The organism is Vogesella sp. EB (genome assembly GCF_001037925.1).
Lineage (GTDB): Bacteria > Pseudomonadota > Gammaproteobacteria > Burkholderiales > Chromobacteriaceae > Vogesella > Vogesella indigofera.
In genome coordinates this window covers 77,572-94,579 of the sequence record NZ_LFDT01000012.1, presented here as the reverse complement: position 1 = coordinate 94,579, position 17,008 = coordinate 77,572, and the positions used below count along the sequence as shown (strand labels likewise).

The following is a 17,008-nucleotide window of genomic DNA, read 5'->3' as shown; positions in this document are numbered from 1 at the left end:
ACAGCAAGCCGGTCGATGTGATGTCTGGCTTGATGTCAGTAGTAACAAGTTTGAATGTTCCCTGATAGCTCAGTCGGTAGAGCGACGGACTGTTAATCCGCAGGTCCCTGGTTCGAGTCCAGGTCGGGGAGCCAGCCAAATCAAAAACCCGCCTTCCGGCGGGTTTTTTGTTGAGCATGTGGCAGCAAATGGAGGAAACGGCATGATCAAGTCGATAGTGGCGATTGCCAGTGGGGCGGTGCTGGGCGCCTTGCTGCGCTGGAGCTTTGCGGCGCAACTCAACCGTCTGTTTCCGGCCATTCCGCCGGGTACCGTGGTCGCCAACTGGCTGGGCGCGTATCTGGTGGGGCTGATTGCCGGGCTGTTCGTGGCCAATCCGCACTGGCTGCCGGAGTGGCGGCTGTTCATCTTCACCGGTTTTCTCGGTGCACTGACCACGTTTTCCACCTTCTCGCTGGAGGTGGTGTCCTTGCTGCAGTTGCAGCGCTATGGCACCGCACTGCTGGCGGTGTCGCTGCACCTGTTCGGCTCGCTGCTGCTGACCATTGCCGGCTTCGCCACTGCGCGCTGGCTGGGTTAGGGCGTTCTGCCATCGCAACCCTGTTGTCAGGGCGATCGGCTCTGACCCGCACCATGCTGGCGGCGAGAGCGCATAAAAAAAGCCCACCCCGGAAGGTGGGCTTTTTGTTTGCCGCTGGCGTGACTTACTTGGCGGCCAGCCAGTCCTTGGCGCTGGCGATGGCCGCGCTCAGGTTTTCCGGCTGGGTGCCGCCGGCCTGGGCCATGTCCGGACGACCGCCGCCCTTGCCACCAACCTGCTGTGCCAGATGGTTGACCAGCTCGCCGGCCTTGAAACGGCCGGTGAGGTCCTTGGTGACGCCTGCAATCAGTGCCACCTTGCCGTCAGACTTGCTGCCCAAGGCAATCACGGCGGAGCCGAGCTTGTCCTTCAGCTTGTCGAGCAGGTCGCGCAGCGCGGCGCTGTCGACACCCTCCAGCTCGGCGGCCAGCAGCTTGACGCCGTTCACCTCGATGGCCTGTTCCGCCAAGCTGTCACCGGCGGAGGCCGCCAGCTTGCCCTTGGCGGCGGCCAGCTCCTTCTCCAGTGCCTTCAGTTCGCTTTGCAGCGCGCCGATCTTGCTGAGCACCTCGTCGCTGGTCTGCGCCTTGAGGTTGGCCGCAGCGCTCTTCAGCAGGCTGTCCTGGGCCTGGACGTAGGCGACCGCGCCTTCGCCGGTCACCGCTTCGATACGGCGCACGCCGGCAGCGACGCCGCCTTCGGCCACTATCTTGAAGAAGCCGATGTCACCGGTACGGTTGACGTGGGTGCCGCCGCACAGTTCGGCGGAGAAGTCGCCCATCTGCAGCACGCGCACCTCATCGCCGTATTTCTCGCCGAACAGCGCCATGGCGCCGGCACGGATGGCGTCGTCGTAGCCCATCAGGCTGGCCTTGACTTCGTGGTTGGCCGCCACCACGTGGTTGACCACGCGTTCGATCTCGGCGATCTCTTCTGCGCTCAGTGGCTGGCCGTGGGCGAAGTCGAAACGGGTGCGTTCGGCGTTGACCAGCGAGCCTTTCTGTGCGACGTGGCTGCCTAGTACCTTGCGCAGCGCGGCGTGCAGCAGGTGCGTGGCCGAGTGGTTGCGCGCGGTAGCCAGGCGCTTGTGCAGGTCGATGGTGGCCTGCACGGTATCGCCGATATTGAGGCTGCCTTTGGCGAGGCGGCCGGTGTGGCCGAATACCGCCGACTTGATCTTCTGGGTGTCGTTGACATCGAACAGGGCGCCCACACCACCGGCGGCGGAGATCTCGCCGATGTCGCCGACCTGGCCACCGCCTTCGGCGTAGAACGCGGTGTTGTCCAGCACCACGATGCCTTCATCGCCTGCGGCCAACGTTTGTACCGGCTCGGTGCCCTTGTACAGCGCGATCACCTTGGCATCGACGCTGTGGTTGCTGTAGCCGTGGAAGCTTGTATCGGCGCCATCGTAGCTGACGCTGCCGGCGACCTTGAATGCGGACGCGGCGCGGGCACGGGTGCGCTGTTCTTCCATCGCGCGCTCGAAACCGGCCATGTCGACCTCGATATGGCGCTCGCGGCAGATGTCGGCGGTCAGGTCGACCGGGAAGCCGAAGGTGTCGTACAGCTTGAACACGGTGTCGCCGTCCATCGCGGTCTTGCCGCCTTGCAGCGCGGCATCGACCAGCGCCATGCCGGTTTCCAGCGTTTCGGCAAACTTGATTTCTTCCTGGCGCAGCGCGTCCTCGATCACTGCCTGTTTCTGGCGCAGCTCGGGGTAGGCATCGCCCATCTCGGCCACCAGGTCGGCGACGATCTTGTGGAAGAACAGGCCTTTCTGGCCCAGCTTGTAGCCGTGGCGGATGGCGCGGCGTGCGATGCGGCGCAGCACGTAGCCGCGGCCGTCGCTGGACGGCAGGATGCCGTCGGCGATCATGAACGAGCAGGCGCGGATGTGGTCGGCGATCACTTTCAGCGACGGCACGCTCTGGCTGTATTCGATGCCGGTTTCGCGGGCGGCGGCGCGCACCAGGCAGGCGAGGGCGTCGGTTTCGTAGTTGGATTTCACGTGCTGCAGCACGGTGGACAGGCGCTCCAGACCCATGCCGGTATCCACTGACGGCTTTGGCAGCGGGTGCAGGGTGCCGCTCTCATCACGGTTGAACTGCATGAACACGTTGTTCCAGATTTCCATGAAGCGGTCGCCGTCTTCGTCCGGGCTGCCCGGTGGGCCGCCGGCGACTTCTTCGCCGTGGTCATAGAAAATCTCGGTACAAGGGCCGCACGGGCCGGTGTCGCCCATGGTCCAGAAGTTGTCGGACGCGTACGGTGCACCCTTGTTGTCGCCGATGCGGATGATCTTGTCCGCCGGCAGGCCGACGGTTTTGTGCCAGATGTCGTAGGCTTCGTCGTCGCTGGCGTAGACGGTCACCATCAGCTTGTCTTTCGGCAGCGCCAGCCATTGCTCGCCGGTGAGGAACTCCCAGGCGTAGGTGATGGCGTCCTGCTTGAAGTAGTCGCCGAAGCTGAAGTTGCCCAGCATTTCGAAGAAGGTGTGGTGACGCGCGGTGTAGCCGACGTTTTCCAGGTCGTTGTGTTTGCCGCCGGCGCGCAGGCACTTCTGGCTGGTGGTGGCGCGGGTGTAGTCGCGCTTTTCGAAGCCGAGGAACAGGTCCTTGAACTGCACCATGCCGGCCACCGTGAACATCAGGGTCGGGTCGTTGCCGGGGATCAGGCTGCTGGAGGCAACCACCTGATGGTTTTTCGAGGCAAAGAAGTCGAGGAACTTCTGGCGGATTTCAGCTGTTTTCATGGTGATTGGTCAGTATCTTCAGTGAATTCGGGTTGCGGCCAACCTTGCGGTGGCGCGGTGCAAAAAGTGATGCCCGATTGTGGCAAGCGTGGCCGGTGCTGGCAAGTGCGGCGCAGCCTATTCGTCGTCGGGCTCGCCGCGCAACACGCGCTGGATGATGTCCATGCCGAAGCCGCGGCTGGCGAGAAAGCGCATCTGTTTCAGCCGCTCCTGCTGGTCGGCCGGCGGCCGGCCGAACTTGCGCTGCCAGATGGCGCGTGCGGTGGCCAGATCGTCCTGCTGGGCCAGCGCGGTCTGGATGGTGTCGCGGTCGATGCCGCGTTCGCGCATTTCCTGCGCCAGGCGGCGGCTGCCGTAACGTTGGCCGCGGCTGTTGGCAAAGGCTTCGGCAAAGCGGCTGTCCGATTGCCAGTGGTCGGCGGCCAGCTGTTCCAGCAGCGCGTCGACTTCTGCTTCGCTGTCGGCAAACGGCGCGAGCCGCCGCTTCAGTTCCAGCCGCGAGTACTCGCGGCGGGACAGAAGATCGACGGCTCGCGCCTTCAGGCTTTTTTCAGTGCCGGCCATCAGGCATCAAAGGTGTCGTCGAGCAGCTCTTCTTCGTCTGCCGCGTCGTCCTTGTTGGCGACTACCTGTACGCCGACGGTTTCGCGGATCTTGCGCTCGATTTCCTTGGCGATCTCCGGATTGTCCTTCAGCCACTGGCGAGTGTTGTCCTTGCCCTGACCGATCTTCTGGCCGTTGTAAGCGTACCAGGCGCCGGACTTGCTGATGAAGTCGTGCTCGACGCCCATGTCGATGATTTCGCCTTCGCGCGAGATGCCTTCGCCATAGAAGATGTCGAACACCGCCTGCTTGAATGGTGGCGACACCTTGTTCTTCACGACCTTGACGCGGGTCTCGTTGCCGATGACCTCTTCGCCCTTCTTGATGCCGCCGATGCGGCGGATGTCCATGCGCACCGAGGCGTAGAACTTCAGCGCGTTACCGCCGGTGGTGGTTTCCGGGCTGCCGAACATCACGCCGATCTTCATGCGGATCTGGTTGATGAAGATCACTAGCGTGTTGGTGCGCTTGATGTTGCCGGTCAGCTTGCGCAGTGCCTGCGACATCAGGCGTGCCTGCAGGCCGACGTGGCTGTCGCCCATTTCGCCTTCGATTTCCGCCTTCGGCACCAGGGCCGCCACCGAGTCGACCACGATGATGTCGACGCCGCCGGAGCGCACCAGCATGTCGCAGATTTCCAGTGCCTGTTCGCCGGTATCCGGCTGCGAGATCAGCATCTCGTCGACCTTGACGCCCAGCTTTTGCGCGTAAGACGGGTCGAGCGCGTTTTCTGCGTCGATATAGGCGCAGGTGCCGCCCAGCTTCTGCGCCTCGGCGACCACTTGCAGACACAGCGTGGTCTTGCCGGACGATTCCGGACCGTAGATTTCCACCACGCGACCACGCGGCAAGCCGCCAACGCCCAAGGCGAGGTCAAGGCCGAGCGAACCGGTGCTGATCACCTGCAGGTTTTCATGCACCTGGTTGTCGCTCATGCGCATGATCGAGCCTTTGCCGAACTGCTTTTCGATCTGGGCCAGTGCTGCGCTCAGGGCCTTGCTCTTGTCTTCGGAACGCTCCGCCATGCTTGCTCCATTCATTCAACGGTGTGGTGTAAGGGATTGGGTTTGATTATGTACGTTTTCATCCGGCGTGCCAAATAAAAGCGACAGGCAACGATGCGTGCGCGCCACAAGGGCAGGGGCGCGCGGGATATCAAGCGCCGGATTATCGCACAAAACCCCCGGCGGCCAAGCTTGCTTCTGGCATGGCCGGCGGTGCAAGTAATGCTTTTGGCGGCAAGCCAAGCTGTGCCAGAATGGCTGCATGTTGAATGAACGTACGCAACGCCTGCTCAAGGTGCTGGTCGAGCGCTATATCGCCGACGGCCAGCCGGTCGCCTCGAAAACGTTGGCCGCAGTCTCCGGTCTGGAGCTGTCGCCGGCTTCCATCCGCAACATGCTGGCGGACCTGGAGGCGATGGGCCTGATTGCGTCGCCGCATACCTCGGCCGGACGGGTGCCGACGCAGCGCGGCTACCGCCTGTTCGTCGATCGCCTGATCACCATCCAGCCGCTGGCGGCGCCGATGGTGCAGGAGCTGCGCCACAACCTGCAGCCGGACAGCCCGCAGCGCGTGCTGCAGGCGGCGTCGCAGATGCTGTCGGAGCTGACCCAGTTTGCCGGCGTGGTGATGACGCCGCAGCGCCCGGACGGTGCCTTCCGCCAGATCGAGTTTTTGCGCCTGTCCGAGCGGCGGGTGCTGCTGATTCTGGTGACGCTGGAAGGCGATGTGCGCAACCACCTGTTCAACACCCCGCGTGATTACAGCGGCAGCGAGCTGATCGAGGCCGCCAATTTCCTCAACCAGCACTACGCCGGCCAGGCGCTGGCCGGGGTGGTCGACCGCATGGAGCAGGAGCTGACCTGCCTGCAGGGCGACATCTCCGGGCTGATGACGGAGGCGATCCGTTTCGGCCGCGAGAGCCTGAGCAGCGACGAGGTGATGGTGTCCGGCGAGGGCAAGCTGCTGTGCGCCAACGACTTCGGCGGCGACCTGCAGCGCCTGCGCGAGCTGTTCGACACCTTCCAGCGCAAGACCGAGCTGCTGCAGCTGCTGGAGCAGAGCCGGCAGGCGCCGGGCGTGAACCTGTTCATTGGCGACGAGTCTGGTGTGGTGACGCTGGACGACTGCAGCGTGGTGATCGCGCCGTACCGGATGGGCGGCCAGGTGGTCGGCACCCTCGGCGTGGTCGGCCCGACGCGCATGGCCTACGAGCGGGTGATCCCCATCGTCGACATCACCGCGCGGCTGGTCTCCAGCGCACTCAATTTCAACGACTAGAATTCAATCACCGGCCGCCTTGCGGCCAACCTTTTGACGGATCCGCCATGTCTTTTCTGCCCAAGATGCTGTTGTCCCTGCTGGCGCTGTGCGCCGCGCTGGCCCGTGCCGATGCCGCCTTTCTGGCGCGGCCGGACGTGCAGCGCTACATCGACGAACAGGTCGCCGCCGGTGCGCTGACGCGGCCGGAGCTGGAGGCGGTGTTCGCCAATGTCGAACTCAAGCCCAACATCATCAACATCATGGACCGGCCGTCCACCGCGCGGCCGTGGTACCAGTTCCGTCCCAACTTCTACAGCGAGCGGCTGATGGGCGAGGGCGTGGCGTTCTGGCAGGCCAACGAGGACGCGCTGCGCCGTGCTGAGCAGCAATACCATGTCGCGCCGGAAATGATCGTCGCCATCATCGGCATCGAGACCCGCTACGGCGGCAACACCGGCAGCTTCCGCCTGGCCGATGCGCTCTCCACGCTGGCCTTCGACTATCCGCGCCGCGCCGCGTTCTTCCGCGACGAGCTGACCGAGCTGCTGCTGCTGGCGCGCAGCGAGAACATCAACGCCTTGTCACTGAAGGGCAGCTACGCTGGGGCGATGGGCCTGCCGCAGTTCATGCCGTCCAGCTTCCGCAAGTGGGCGGTGGATTTCGACGGTGACGGCCATCGCGACATCTGGAGCAACCGCGTTGACGCCATCGGCAGCGTCGGTAACTACTTCCAGCTGCACGGCTGGCTGGGCGGCGACGACGTGGTGGTGCCGGCCGAGGTGGCGCCGGGCGAGGCGCTGGACAAGCTGCTGGCCGACAAATTCAACCTGCACTACAGCGTGGCCGAGCTGCGCGCGATGGGGGTATCGCCGCTGGCGCCGGTGCGTGACGATGCCAAAGCGGTGCTGTTCGCACTGGAAGTGGCGCCGGGCGAGATGCGCTACTGGCTAGGACTCAATAATTTCTACACCATCACCCGCTACAACAAGAGCACGCTGTACGCGATGGTGGCGCACGAGCTGGCGCAGGAAATCCGCAACCGCTACCTGGCGGCGCGTTTTGCCGCGACGCCTGCTCCCTGAACCGGGCGCAAACTGCTAGAATCGCCCGCCATGACCTATCAAGTTCTCGCCCGCAAATGGCGCCCCAAACGCTTCGCCGATCTGGTCGGCCAGGAGCACGTGGTGCGCGCGCTCAGCAATGCGCTGAAAGAATCGCGCCTGCACCACGCCTACCTGCTGACCGGTACCCGCGGCGTGGGCAAGACCACCATTGCCCGCATCCTGGCCAAGAGCCTGAACTGCGAAACCGGCACCACGGCCGAGCCGTGCGGCGTGTGCCAGGCCTGCACCCAGATTGACGCCGGTCGCTTTGTCGACCTGCTGGAGATCGACGCCGCGTCCAATACCGGCATCGACAACATCCGCGAAGTGCTGGAAAACGCGCAGTACACGCCGACCATGGGCCGCTTCAAGGTCTACATCATCGACGAAGTGCACATGCTGTCCAAGAGTGCCTTCAACGCGATGCTGAAGACGCTGGAAGAGCCGCCGGCGCACGTCAAGTTCATCCTCGCCACCACCGACCCGCAGAAGGTGCCGGTCACGGTGCTGTCGCGCTGCCTGCAGTTCAGCCTGCGCAACATGACGCCGCAGCAGGTGGCCGGCCATCTGGCGCACGTGCTGGACACCGAAGGCGTGAGCTCCGAGGCACCGGCGCTGGCACTGCTCGGCCGTGCCGCCGCCGGTTCGATGCGCGATGCGCTGTCGCTGCTGGACCAGGCCATCGCCTACGGTGTCGGCGACGTGCGCGAAGACGGCGTGCGCGCGATGCTGGGCGCGGTCGACCAGCGCTACCTGTTTGCCTTGCTGGAGGCGCTGGCCGATGCCGATGGCGCGCGCCTGATGCAGGAAGTGGAAGCACTGGTGGCGCGTGGTATCGGTTTTGACAGCGCGCTGGCCGAGTTGGCGATGCTGCTGCACCAGCTGGCGCTGGCGCAGACGGTGCCGGACGCCATCGCCGCCGACGAGCCGGAGCGTGACGCGCTGTTTGCGCTGGCGCAGCGTCTGGGCGCCGAGGACGTACAGCTTTACTACCAGATCGCGCTGCATGGCCGTCGTGATCTGGCGCTGGCACCGGACGAACACGCCGGCTTCAGCATGACCATGCTGCGCATGCTGGCCTTCCATCCGGCACAGGGTGGCGCCGATGTGGCGCCGCGTGCCGCCGCACAGAACCGCCCGGCGCCGGGCGCGCCACAGCCTGCGGCCAACCTGGCGCCGGTAACGGCGGCACCATCGCCAGCGCGCGCGCTGCTGGCCAATATCGGCGGCAAGTCGGCGGTGACGCCGCCTGCCGCCGCCGAGCCGCTGCCGGCGGCAGAAGCGGAACCCGAGCCCGCCCCCGCGGCGGCAGCAGCTGACACCGCGCCACCACCGCCTGCCGATCTGGCGCCGTGGCACGAGGCACCGGTGGCACCGGTGGCACCGTCTGCGGCAGCGACCGCGCCGATGCTGGCGGAGGCCGACGAGGTTGACGCGGCCGATACGGTCGACGATGAGATGGTCGAGTTGCCGGCAGCCGGCGACGCAGACGGCGAACTGGCCGAGTACGCGTTGCTGCAGGCGGAGGCCGACGCCACGCCGGCGGAGCCGGCGGTCATCGCCTTTGATGGCGACTGGTCGGCGCTGATCGGCCAGCTGGGCGCCAAAATGGGCGCCGCGCGCATGCTGGCGCAGAACGCCGCGCTGAAACTGTGGGACGGCGAGGTGTTCCACCTCGCGGTGCCGGAGGCGTTCCGCAATATGGCGGGGCGCGATTTTCAGGACAAACTGCGCACGGTGCTGGGTGAGCACTTGGGCCGTGCGGTACAGATCAGCGTGTCGATCGAGACGCTGGATGTGGAAACCCCGGCGATGCGGGATGCCCGCTTCAAGCGCGAGCAGCTGGCCGAGGCCAGGCTGATCATGCAAAACGATAAGGTGGTACAGCAACTCGTGCAGGAAATGGGCGCGACCTTGCTGGCCGAGACGATACAACCCGTTCAGGAGTAAGACGATGTTTGGTAAAGCCGGAATCGCGGGTCTGATGAAACAGGCCCAGCAAATGCAGGAAAACATGAAAAAGGCGCAGGAAGAACTGGCCAAGGTCGAGATCGAGGGCCAGTCCGGCGCCGGTCTGGTCAAGGTGGTGATGACCTGCAACCACGACGTGAAGCGCGTCAGCATCGACGACAGCCTGCTGGACGATGCCAAGGAAGACAAGGAAATGCTGGAAGACCTGATCGCCGCCGCCTTCAACGACGCCAGCCGCAAGGCCGACGCGCTGTCGCAGGAGCGCATGTCCGGCTTTACCGCCGGCATGAACCTGCCGGCCGGGATGAAGCTGCCGTTCTGAGTCATGCCCCGACAAAGGTTGGCCGCAAGCCGTGCGTGCTTGCGGCCAACCTTTTTTGTGATCAACAGGTTCTGTCATGAAAAATCCACCGTCCCTCGATCAACTGATCGCCGCGCTGAAGGTATTGCCCGGCGTCGGCCCCAAGTCGGCACAGCGCATGGCCTTTCATCTGCTGCAACGCGACAAGGCCGGCGCCGACAAGCTGGCGCGGGCACTGGATCGGGCGCTGCTCAATCTGCGCCACTGTGAGCGCTGCCACACCTTCAGCGAGACGCCGCTGTGCAATGTCTGCGCCGACGACAAGCGCCGTCAGGAGGTGCTCTGCGTGGTGGAGATGCCGGCCGACCTGCTGATGCTGGAGCAGACCCGCTGCTACGACGGTCTCTACTTCGTGCTGATGGGGCGGCTGTCGCCGATGGACGGAGTCGGTCCCAAGGACATCGACCTGGAGCGGCTGATCGCGCGCGCCTGTGACGGCGTGGTGGCCGAGGTGATCGTGGCCACCAACTTTACCGCCGAAGGCGAGGTCACCGCGCACCTGATCGCGGAAATGCTGAAGGCGCAGGGGCTGAAGGTGACGCGCATCGCGCGCGGCATGCCGGTCGGCGGCGAGCTGGAGTATGTCGATCCGGGCACGCTGGCGCAGGCGATGTACGAGCGGCGCACGCTGAGCTGAGTGCTGGCCGGCCATGAAAAAGCCGCCCGATCCGGGCGGCTTTTTTGCGGCCAACTTTGTGCTCAGCCGAGCAGCTTGTGCAGGGTTTTTTCGTACACCTGCGACAGCGGCTCGATGTCGTCGACGCTGACGCACTCGTTCAGCTTGTGGATGCTGGCGTTGATGGGGCCGAATTCCACCAGCTCGCGCGCGATGCGCTTGATGAAGCGGCCGTCGGAGGTGCCGCCGGTGGTGTTCAGTTCCGGCTCCACCCCGGCAACCTCGTGGATCGCGCTGCTGATGGCGTCGGTCAGCGCCCCCGGTGCGGTCAGGAACGGGTTGCCGGACAGCAGCCAGTGCAACTCGTAGGCCAGGCCGTGCTGGTCCAGAATCTGGTGCACGCGGTCCTTCAGCGTCTCCGCGGTGTGCTCGGTGGAGAAGCGGAAGTTGAACTTGATGTCGCAGCTGCCGGGGATGATGTTGGTGGCACCGGTGCCGGCGTGGATGTTGGAAATCTGCCAGCTGGTCGGCGGGAAGTACTCGTTGCCGTGATCCCATACCTCGGCGGCCAGTGCCGCCAGCGCCGGCGCGACCAGGTGCACCGGGTTCTTGGCCAGGTGCGGGTAGGCGATATGGCCCTGGATGCCGTGCACGATCAGGTGGCCGGACAGCGAGCCGCGGCGGCCGTTCTTGATGGTGTCGCCGAATTGCTGCGACGAGGTCGGCTCGCCGACGATGCAGTAGTCGATCACGTCGCCGCGTGCTTCCAGCGCATCGACCACGCGCACGGTGCCGTCGGTGGCGATGCCTTCTTCGTCGGAGGTGATCAGGAAGGCAATGGTGCCCTTGTGCTGCGGGTTGGCCGCGACAAAGCGTTCGCTGGCGGTGATGAAGGCGGCCAGCGACGCCTTCATGTCGGCGGCGCCGCGTCCGAACAGGTGGCCGTTGCGGATCACCGGCTGGAACGGGTGGCTGTCCCACTGGTCGACTGGGCCGGTGGGCACCACGTCGGTGTGGCCGGCAAAGCACAGCAGCGGGGCGCCGTGGCCGCGATGGGCCCAGAAGTTGCTGACGTCACCGAACGGCATGCGCTCGATGGTGAAGCCGAGGTCTTCCAGGCGCGCGATCATCAGTTCCTGGCAGCCTTCGTCGCGCGGGGTGATTGAGTCCAGGGCGATCAGGGTTCGGGTCAGTTCCAGGGTTGCGCTCATTTGCCGAATGCCTCCTGGTAGTCGGCTTCCTTGAAGCCGAGGTGCAGCTTGCCGTTGTGCTCCAGCACCGGGCGCTTGATCAGCGACGGCTTGCAGATCAGCAGGTCGATGGCGCTGGCCGGGATGGTCGCCAGTGCCTTTTCGGCGTCGCTGAGCGCGCGCCAGGTAGTGCCCTTGCGGTTGATCACCTGCTCGAGGCCGAGGCTGTCTATCCATTGCGCCAGCTTGTCGGCGGCGATGCCCTGTTTCTTGAAGTCGTGAAAGGCGTAGTCAATGCCCTGCGCGCTGAGCCATTGGCGGGCTTTTTTGACGGTGTCGCAGTTGGGAATGCCGTAAAGGGTAATCATGGTGGGTGTAATCGTCGGCTGTGGTTCAGTGGGATAGGGTAAAGCCGGCAAAGCTTTCGCCGTCTTCCGGCTTGCTGTCTTCCGGCTTGCTGTTGTCGTGGTTGATCAGCCAGTACAGGTTGGTCGGCGAGTCGGCGTTGTGCAGCGCCTCTTCCAGCGAGATCAGGCCGTCCCTGTACAGGCGGAACAGCGACTGTTCGAAAGTCTGCGCGCCCTCGGTCATGCTGGCCTCGATCGCTTCCTTGATCTTGTCGATCTCGCCGTTGCGGATCAGGTCGGCAATGTGCGAGGTGTTGATCAGCACCTCCAGTGCCGGGCGGCGCTTGCCGTCGCTGGCGGGGATCAGTCGTTGCGAGATCACCGCCTTCAGCGCGGCCGACAGGTCCATCAGCAGCGCGCTGCGGTTTTCCAGCGGGAAGAAGCTGATGATGCGGTTCAGCGCGTGGTAGCTGTTGTTGCCGTGCAGGGTGGAGATGCACAGGTGGCCGGATTGCGCGTAGTTGATGGCGTGGGTCAGTGTTTCGGCGTCGCGGATCTCGCCGATCATCAGCACGTCCGGCGCCTCGCGCATCGCGCTTTTCAGCGCGTTCTGGTAGCTGTGGGTGTCGACGCCGATTTCGCGCTGGTTCACCAGCGAGCGCTTGTGTTCGAAGATGAATTCGATCGGGTCTTCCACCGTCAGGATGTGGCCGGTCTGCGTCTGGTTGCGCTGTTCGATCATCGCCGCCACCGTCGAGCTCTTGCCAGAGCCGGTGGCGCCGACGACAAAGATCAGGCCGCGCTTGAGCGAGGTCAGCTCCTTCAGCGTTTCCGGCAGGTTGAGCTGGCCCAGCGACGGAATCTTCGGCGCGATGTAACGGATGACGATGCCGATGCTGCCGCGCTGGCGGAAGATGTTGACGCGGTAGTTGCCCAGCTCGTCCACCGCGGTGCCGAAGTTCATCTCCAGCTCGCGTTCGAATTCGTCGATCTGCTCCGGACTCATCAGGCTGTGGGCGAGGCGCTGCACGTTTTCCGCGCTCAGCGGCTTGTCGTTGACCGGCAGGGTGTGGCCGTCGATCTTGATCTGCGGTGGGGCGCCGCAGCTGAAAAACAGGTCGCTGGCCTTCTTGTCGGCCATCAGTTTCAGGAACGGGAGCATGAGCATGGTTGCGGGTTGCCTTGTGGTCGCCTCGGGTGGCGCTAGTCTAGCCCGAATGGTAGCCGGCTGTAGAGAGTCCGGCCATGAAAAAACCCGCCTGGCGGCGGGTTTATCGGTGACGGGTGCGAGGGCGTCAGGCGCGCAGCGCGCGGCGCAGGATCTTGCCGACGTTGGTTTTCGGCAGCTCGTTGCGGAACTCGACCGCCTTTGGCACCTTATAGCCGGTCAGGTTGGTCTTGCAGTGCTCGATGATGTCCTTCTCGCTCAGGCCCATGTCCTTGCGTACCACGAAGACCTTGACCACCTCGCCGGACTTGTCGTCGGGGACGCCGACGCAGGCCACTTCCAGTACCCCCGGGTGCATGGCCACCACGTCCTCGATCTCGTTCGGGTACACGTTGAAGCCGGACACCAGGATCATGTCCTTCTTGCGGTCGACCAGCTTCACGAAGCCGTCGTCGGTGATCACGGCGACATCGCCGGTGGCGAGGAAGCCCTGGCTGTCGATGACCTTGGCGGTTTCGTCCGGTCGGTTCCAGTAGCCTTTCATCACCTGCGGGCCGCGAATGCACAGCTCGCCGGCCTCGCCGCGCGCCACCGGCTTGCCGTCGTTGTCTCGCAGCTCGATCTCGGTGGACGGGACCGGTACGCCGATGGTGCCGTTGTATTCCTTCAGGTCCAGCGGGTTGATGCAGGCGGCGGGGCTGGTTTCGGTCAGGCCGTAGGCTTCGATCAGCGGCGTGCCGGTGACCTGTTTCCACTTTTCCGCCACCGCCTTCTGCACCGCCATGCCGCCGCCCAGCGCCAGGCGCCAGGTGGAGAAGTCGACGGTCTTGAAGTCCGGATGGTTGAGCAGCGCGTTGAACAGGGTGTTGACCCCGGTCATCGCGGTGACCTTGTACTTCTTCAGCTCCTTGATGAAGCCGGGGATGTCGCGCGGGTTGGTGATCAGCACGTTGAGGGCGCCCAGCTCGGTGAACACCATCAGGTTCGCGGTCAGCGAGAAGATGTGGTATAGCGGCAAGGCGGTGATGATGATTTCCTGGCCTTCGCGTACCACCGGTTTCACCCATTCGCCGGCCTGCAGCATGTTGGCGACGATGTTCTTGTGCAGCAGCATCGCACCCTTGGCGACGCCGGTGGTGCCGCCGGTGTACTGCAGGAAGGCGATATCGTCATGGCCGAGGGCGACCTTGCGCAGCGGCTGCTTGCTGCCCAGTGCCAGCGTGTCGTTGAAACGGGTGTGGCCCGGCAAGTGCCACGGCGGCACCATTTTCTTGATCTTGCGCACCACGAAATTGACGATCAGCGACTTGGGGAAGCCGAGCATGTCGCCGATGGCGGCAATCACCACGTTTTTCACCGGCGTGCGCGCAATCACGTCCTCCAGTACGCCGGCAAAGTTCTCCAGGATAACGATGGTGTCGACGCCGGCATCCTTGAGCTGGTGTTCCAGCTCGCGCGGGGTGTACAGCGGGTTGACGTTGACCACGGTGCAGCCGGCGCGCAAGGTGCCGAACACCGCCACCGGATACTGCAGCAGGTTGGGCATCATGATGGCGACGCGGGCGCCCTTGGCCAACTGCAGGGTGTTTTGCAGATAGGAGGCAAAATTGGCCGACAGGGTGTCCAGCTCGCCGTAGCTCAAGATTTTGTCCATGCACGCCATGGCCGGGCGGTCGCGGAATTTGTTGACGCTGCGCTCAAAAACCTCGACGACCGACTGGAATTCGTTGATGTCGATCTCGTGGGCAACACCGGCTTGGTAGTTTTTTAGCCAGATTTTTTCCATAACGTGTGGCTTCTCCATCGTGCTGTTTATGCGATGCCGCAGCCGAGCCCCTCGGTGCGGTGTGTTGTATCTATCTTTTTTAGCATTATTCAAAGCTGCATTCCAAACGCTCGTTCGGAATCATTGCAAATGTACAGGATGTCACTGCAAGTGCAAAGCGCGGGCTCCGGTGTGCACTTGGTGCATTGGTTTTCATCTGTCGTGAAATCAGGTATAATCGCGCCATTTTAAGGGATGGGCGGTTCGCCCATTTTTCATTTCTGGAATCGAATGCCCATGGATGTACGTTTGCTGCTTGAGAATACGCTGCCCGGTCTGGGGTATGAACTGGTTGATTTTGAATTGACCCCCGGTGGTGGCTTCCGCGTATTCATCGACAAGCCGGGCGGCATTACGGTCGAGGATTGTGTCAGCACCAGTAATCACCTGACACGTCTGTTCATGGTTGAAAACATCGACTATGACCGACTGGAAGTGTCCTCGCCGGGTCTTGATCGCCCCTTGAAAAAGGAGGCGGATTATGTGCGCTTCCAGGGGAGCCTGGCCAAGGTAAGAACCCGTTTACCGGTCGAGCAGCAGAAGCGTTTCATGGGCCGTATCGCGGGCATCCAGGACAGCGTCTTGCAGCTTCAGCTCGAAGATGGTCGCATTGTGGCCATTCCCCTGTCCAATATCGACAAAGCCAGGCTGGAGCCTGAGTTCTGATCGGGCAGGATGTTGGCCGCATATATAAGGTAAAGAAAAAATTCGGAGGGTTGGATGAGTCGTGAAATCTTGTTGCTGGTGGATGCACTGGCAAGTGAAAAGAACGTCAGCCGTGAAGTGGTATTCGGTGCGCTGGAACTGGCCCTGGCCTCGGCGACCAAGAAGAAGTTCAATGAAGATGAGCTGGATATTCGTGTCGAGATCGATCGCCATACCGGTCAGTACCATACTTTCCGTCGCTGGACCGTGGTCGATGCCGAAGCGCTGGAATTCGAAGATCGCGAACTGAGCCTGGAAGAAGCGCGCGAGCGTGATCCTGCCATCGAGCTGCATGGCGTGATCGAAGAGCCGATGGAAGCGGTCGAGTTCGGCCGTATCGGTGCACAGGCCGCCAAGCAGGTCATCCTGCAGAAAATCCGTGATGCCGAGCGCGAGCAGCTGCTGAACGAATTCCTGCAGCGCCGCGAGAGCATCGTGGTCGGTACCATCAAGCGTATCGAGCGCGGCAATGCCATCGTCGAGTGCGGTCGTCTGGAAGCGGTGCTGCCGCGTGATCAGATGATCCCCAAGGAAAACCTGCGTGTCGGTGACCGCGTCAAGGCCTACCTGATGCGTGTTGACCGCCAGGGCCGTGGCCCGCAGCTGATCCTGTCGCGTACTGCGCGCGAATTCCTGGTTCAGCTGTTCGAGCTGGAAGTGCCGGAAATCGAAGAAGGCACGCTGGAGATCAAGGAAGCCGCACGAGATCCTGGCCTGCGTGCCAAGATGGCGGTGAAATCCAACGACGCACGTCTTGATCCGCAGGGTACCTGCATCGGCATGCGCGGTTCGCGCGTGCAGGCGGTGACCCAGGAACTGGCGGGCGAGCGCATCGATATCGTGCTGTGGTCGCCGGATCCTGCCCAGTTCGTCATCAACGCTTTGTCGCCTGCCGAAGTCAATCGCATCATGATTGACGAAGACAACCACAATATGGACGTGGTGGTGGAAGAAGAGCAGCTGGCACTGGCCATCGGTCGCAGCGGCCAGAACGTGAAGCTGGCTGCCGAACTGACCGGCTGGGGCCTGAACATCCTGACCGTGACCGAAGCGGAAGAAAAGCATCTGGAAGAAGATGCCAAGCTGCGCGAACACTTCATTCAGCATCTTGGTGTCGATGAAGACATGGCCAACCTGCTGGTGCAGGAAGGTTTTGCTACGCTGGAAGAGGTGGCGTATGTGCCTGTGGCGGAAATGCTGGAAATCGAAGGTTTCGACGATGCGCTGGTGAATGAACTGCGCAGCCGGGCCCGCGATGCCATCCTGACCCTGGCCATTGCCTCGGAAGAAAAAGTGGAAGAAGTGGCCGACGAGCTCAAGGATCTGGAAGGTATGGATGCCGAGCTCTTGCGCAAGCTGGCCGAAAACGGCGTGACTAACCGTGACGACCTGGCCGATCTCGCCGTTGACGATCTGGTCGACATGACCGGCATGGAGTCCGAGGCTGCCCGCGCCTTGATTATGAAGGCTCGTGAGCACTGGTTTGACCAGTAAGGCCCGGAACGATTGCTAGAGGAAT

The 17,008-nt window shown here is 63.3% G+C and carries 15 protein-coding genes and 1 tRNA gene; 9 read left to right on the top strand and 7 right to left on the bottom strand.

Annotated features, from left to right (window positions below; all coding sequences use genetic code 11):
- Positions 1–58 precede the first annotated feature (58 nt).
- Positions 59–134 (top strand) — tRNA-Asn (locus ACG97_RS09265).
- A gap of 68 nt (positions 135–202) precedes the next feature.
- Positions 203–580 carry a fluoride efflux transporter CrcB gene (crcB, locus tag ACG97_RS09260; protein WP_047967072.1) on the top strand — a complete coding sequence of 126 codons (378 nt, stop codon included), beginning with the start codon at positions 203–205 and terminating at the stop codon, positions 578–580.
- A gap of 124 nt (positions 581–704) precedes the next feature.
- On the opposite strand, the gene alaS is transcribed toward crcB, so the two are convergent.
- The 3 genes from alaS to recA all read right to left on the bottom strand — a co-directional run bounded on the left by alaS (position 705) and on the right by recA (position 4,963).
- Positions 705–3,335, bottom strand: a complete 2,631-nt coding sequence (alaS, locus tag ACG97_RS09255) for an alanine--tRNA ligase (RefSeq protein ID WP_047967071.1) — start codon at positions 3,333–3,335, stop codon at positions 705–707.
- A gap of 117 nt (positions 3,336–3,452) precedes the next feature.
- The gene (recX, locus tag ACG97_RS09250; protein WP_047967070.1) at positions 3,453–3,899 is read right to left on the bottom strand and encodes a recombination regulator RecX; all 447 of its coding nucleotides are present in this window, start codon (positions 3,897–3,899) and stop codon (positions 3,453–3,455) included.
- On the bottom strand, positions 3,899–4,963 hold the full coding sequence (recA, locus tag ACG97_RS09245) for a recombinase RecA (protein WP_047967069.1): 1,065 nt from the start codon (positions 4,961–4,963) through the stop codon (positions 3,899–3,901). The genes recX and recA overlap by 1 nt, the downstream gene beginning before the upstream one ends.
- 241 nt (positions 4,964–5,204) lie before the next feature.
- Here recA and hrcA point away from each other — a divergent pair, with 241 nt between their 5' ends.
- The 5 genes from hrcA (at position 5,205) to recR (ending at position 10,275) form a co-directional block, all read left to right on the top strand.
- Positions 5,205–6,221 (top strand): heat-inducible transcriptional repressor HrcA, encoded by a 1,017-nt coding sequence (gene hrcA / locus ACG97_RS09240; RefSeq protein WP_047967068.1) that lies wholly within the window; start codon positions 5,205–5,207, stop codon positions 6,219–6,221.
- Between the two features lie 47 nt (positions 6,222–6,268).
- Positions 6,269–7,285 (top strand): lytic murein transglycosylase B, encoded by a 1,017-nt coding sequence (gene mltB, locus ACG97_RS09235; RefSeq protein ID WP_047967067.1) that lies wholly within the window; start codon positions 6,269–6,271, stop codon positions 7,283–7,285.
- A 30-nt stretch (positions 7,286–7,315) separates the two neighbouring features.
- Positions 7,316–9,256 (top strand): DNA polymerase III subunit gamma/tau, encoded by a 1,941-nt coding sequence (gene dnaX, locus ACG97_RS09230; protein ID WP_047967066.1) that lies wholly within the window; start codon positions 7,316–7,318, stop codon positions 9,254–9,256.
- Between the two features lie 4 nt (positions 9,257–9,260).
- Entirely contained in the window at positions 9,261–9,599 is a 339-nt protein-coding gene (locus ACG97_RS09225; RefSeq protein ID WP_047967065.1) for a YbaB/EbfC family nucleoid-associated protein, read from the top strand.
- Between the two features lie 76 nt (positions 9,600–9,675).
- The gene (gene recR, locus ACG97_RS09220; RefSeq protein ID WP_047967064.1) at positions 9,676–10,275 is read left to right on the top strand and encodes a recombination mediator RecR; all 600 of its coding nucleotides are present in this window, start codon (positions 9,676–9,678) and stop codon (positions 10,273–10,275) included.
- Positions 10,276–10,337: 62 nt separating this feature from the next.
- Here recR and dapE read toward each other — a convergent pair whose 3' ends face one another.
- The 4 genes from dapE to ACG97_RS09200 all read right to left on the bottom strand — a co-directional run bounded on the left by dapE (position 10,338) and on the right by ACG97_RS09200 (position 14,745).
- The gene (gene dapE, locus ACG97_RS09215; RefSeq protein ID WP_047967063.1) at positions 10,338–11,465 is read right to left on the bottom strand and encodes a succinyl-diaminopimelate desuccinylase; all 1,128 of its coding nucleotides are present in this window, start codon (positions 11,463–11,465) and stop codon (positions 10,338–10,340) included.
- Positions 11,462–11,812: an ArsC family reductase gene (locus ACG97_RS09210; protein ID WP_047967062.1), complete on the bottom strand. Its 351-nt coding sequence runs from the start codon at positions 11,810–11,812 to the stop codon at positions 11,462–11,464. Before ACG97_RS09210 ends, dapE begins: the two co-directional genes overlap by 4 nt.
- Before the next feature lie 25 nt (positions 11,813–11,837).
- On the bottom strand, positions 11,838–12,959 hold the full coding sequence (locus ACG97_RS09205) for a PilT/PilU family type 4a pilus ATPase (protein ID WP_047967061.1): 1,122 nt from the start codon (positions 12,957–12,959) through the stop codon (positions 11,838–11,840).
- Between the two features lie 127 nt (positions 12,960–13,086).
- Entirely contained in the window at positions 13,087–14,745 is a 1,659-nt protein-coding gene (locus ACG97_RS09200; RefSeq protein ID WP_047967060.1) for a long-chain-fatty-acid--CoA ligase, read from the bottom strand.
- A gap of 276 nt (positions 14,746–15,021) precedes the next feature.
- On the opposite strand from ACG97_RS09200, the gene rimP reads away from it, so the two are divergent.
- Both rimP and nusA read left to right on the top strand, forming a co-directional pair.
- Positions 15,022–15,450 carry a ribosome maturation factor RimP gene (rimP, locus tag ACG97_RS09195; RefSeq protein ID WP_047967078.1) on the top strand — a complete coding sequence of 143 codons (429 nt, stop codon included), beginning with the start codon at positions 15,022–15,024 and terminating at the stop codon, positions 15,448–15,450.
- Positions 15,451–15,504: 54 nt separating this feature from the next.
- A complete protein-coding gene (nusA, locus tag ACG97_RS09190; protein ID WP_047967059.1) occupies positions 15,505–16,983 on the top strand; it encodes a transcription termination factor NusA in 1,479 nt (492 codons plus the stop codon).
- The last annotated feature ends 25 nt before the right edge of the window (positions 16,984–17,008 follow it).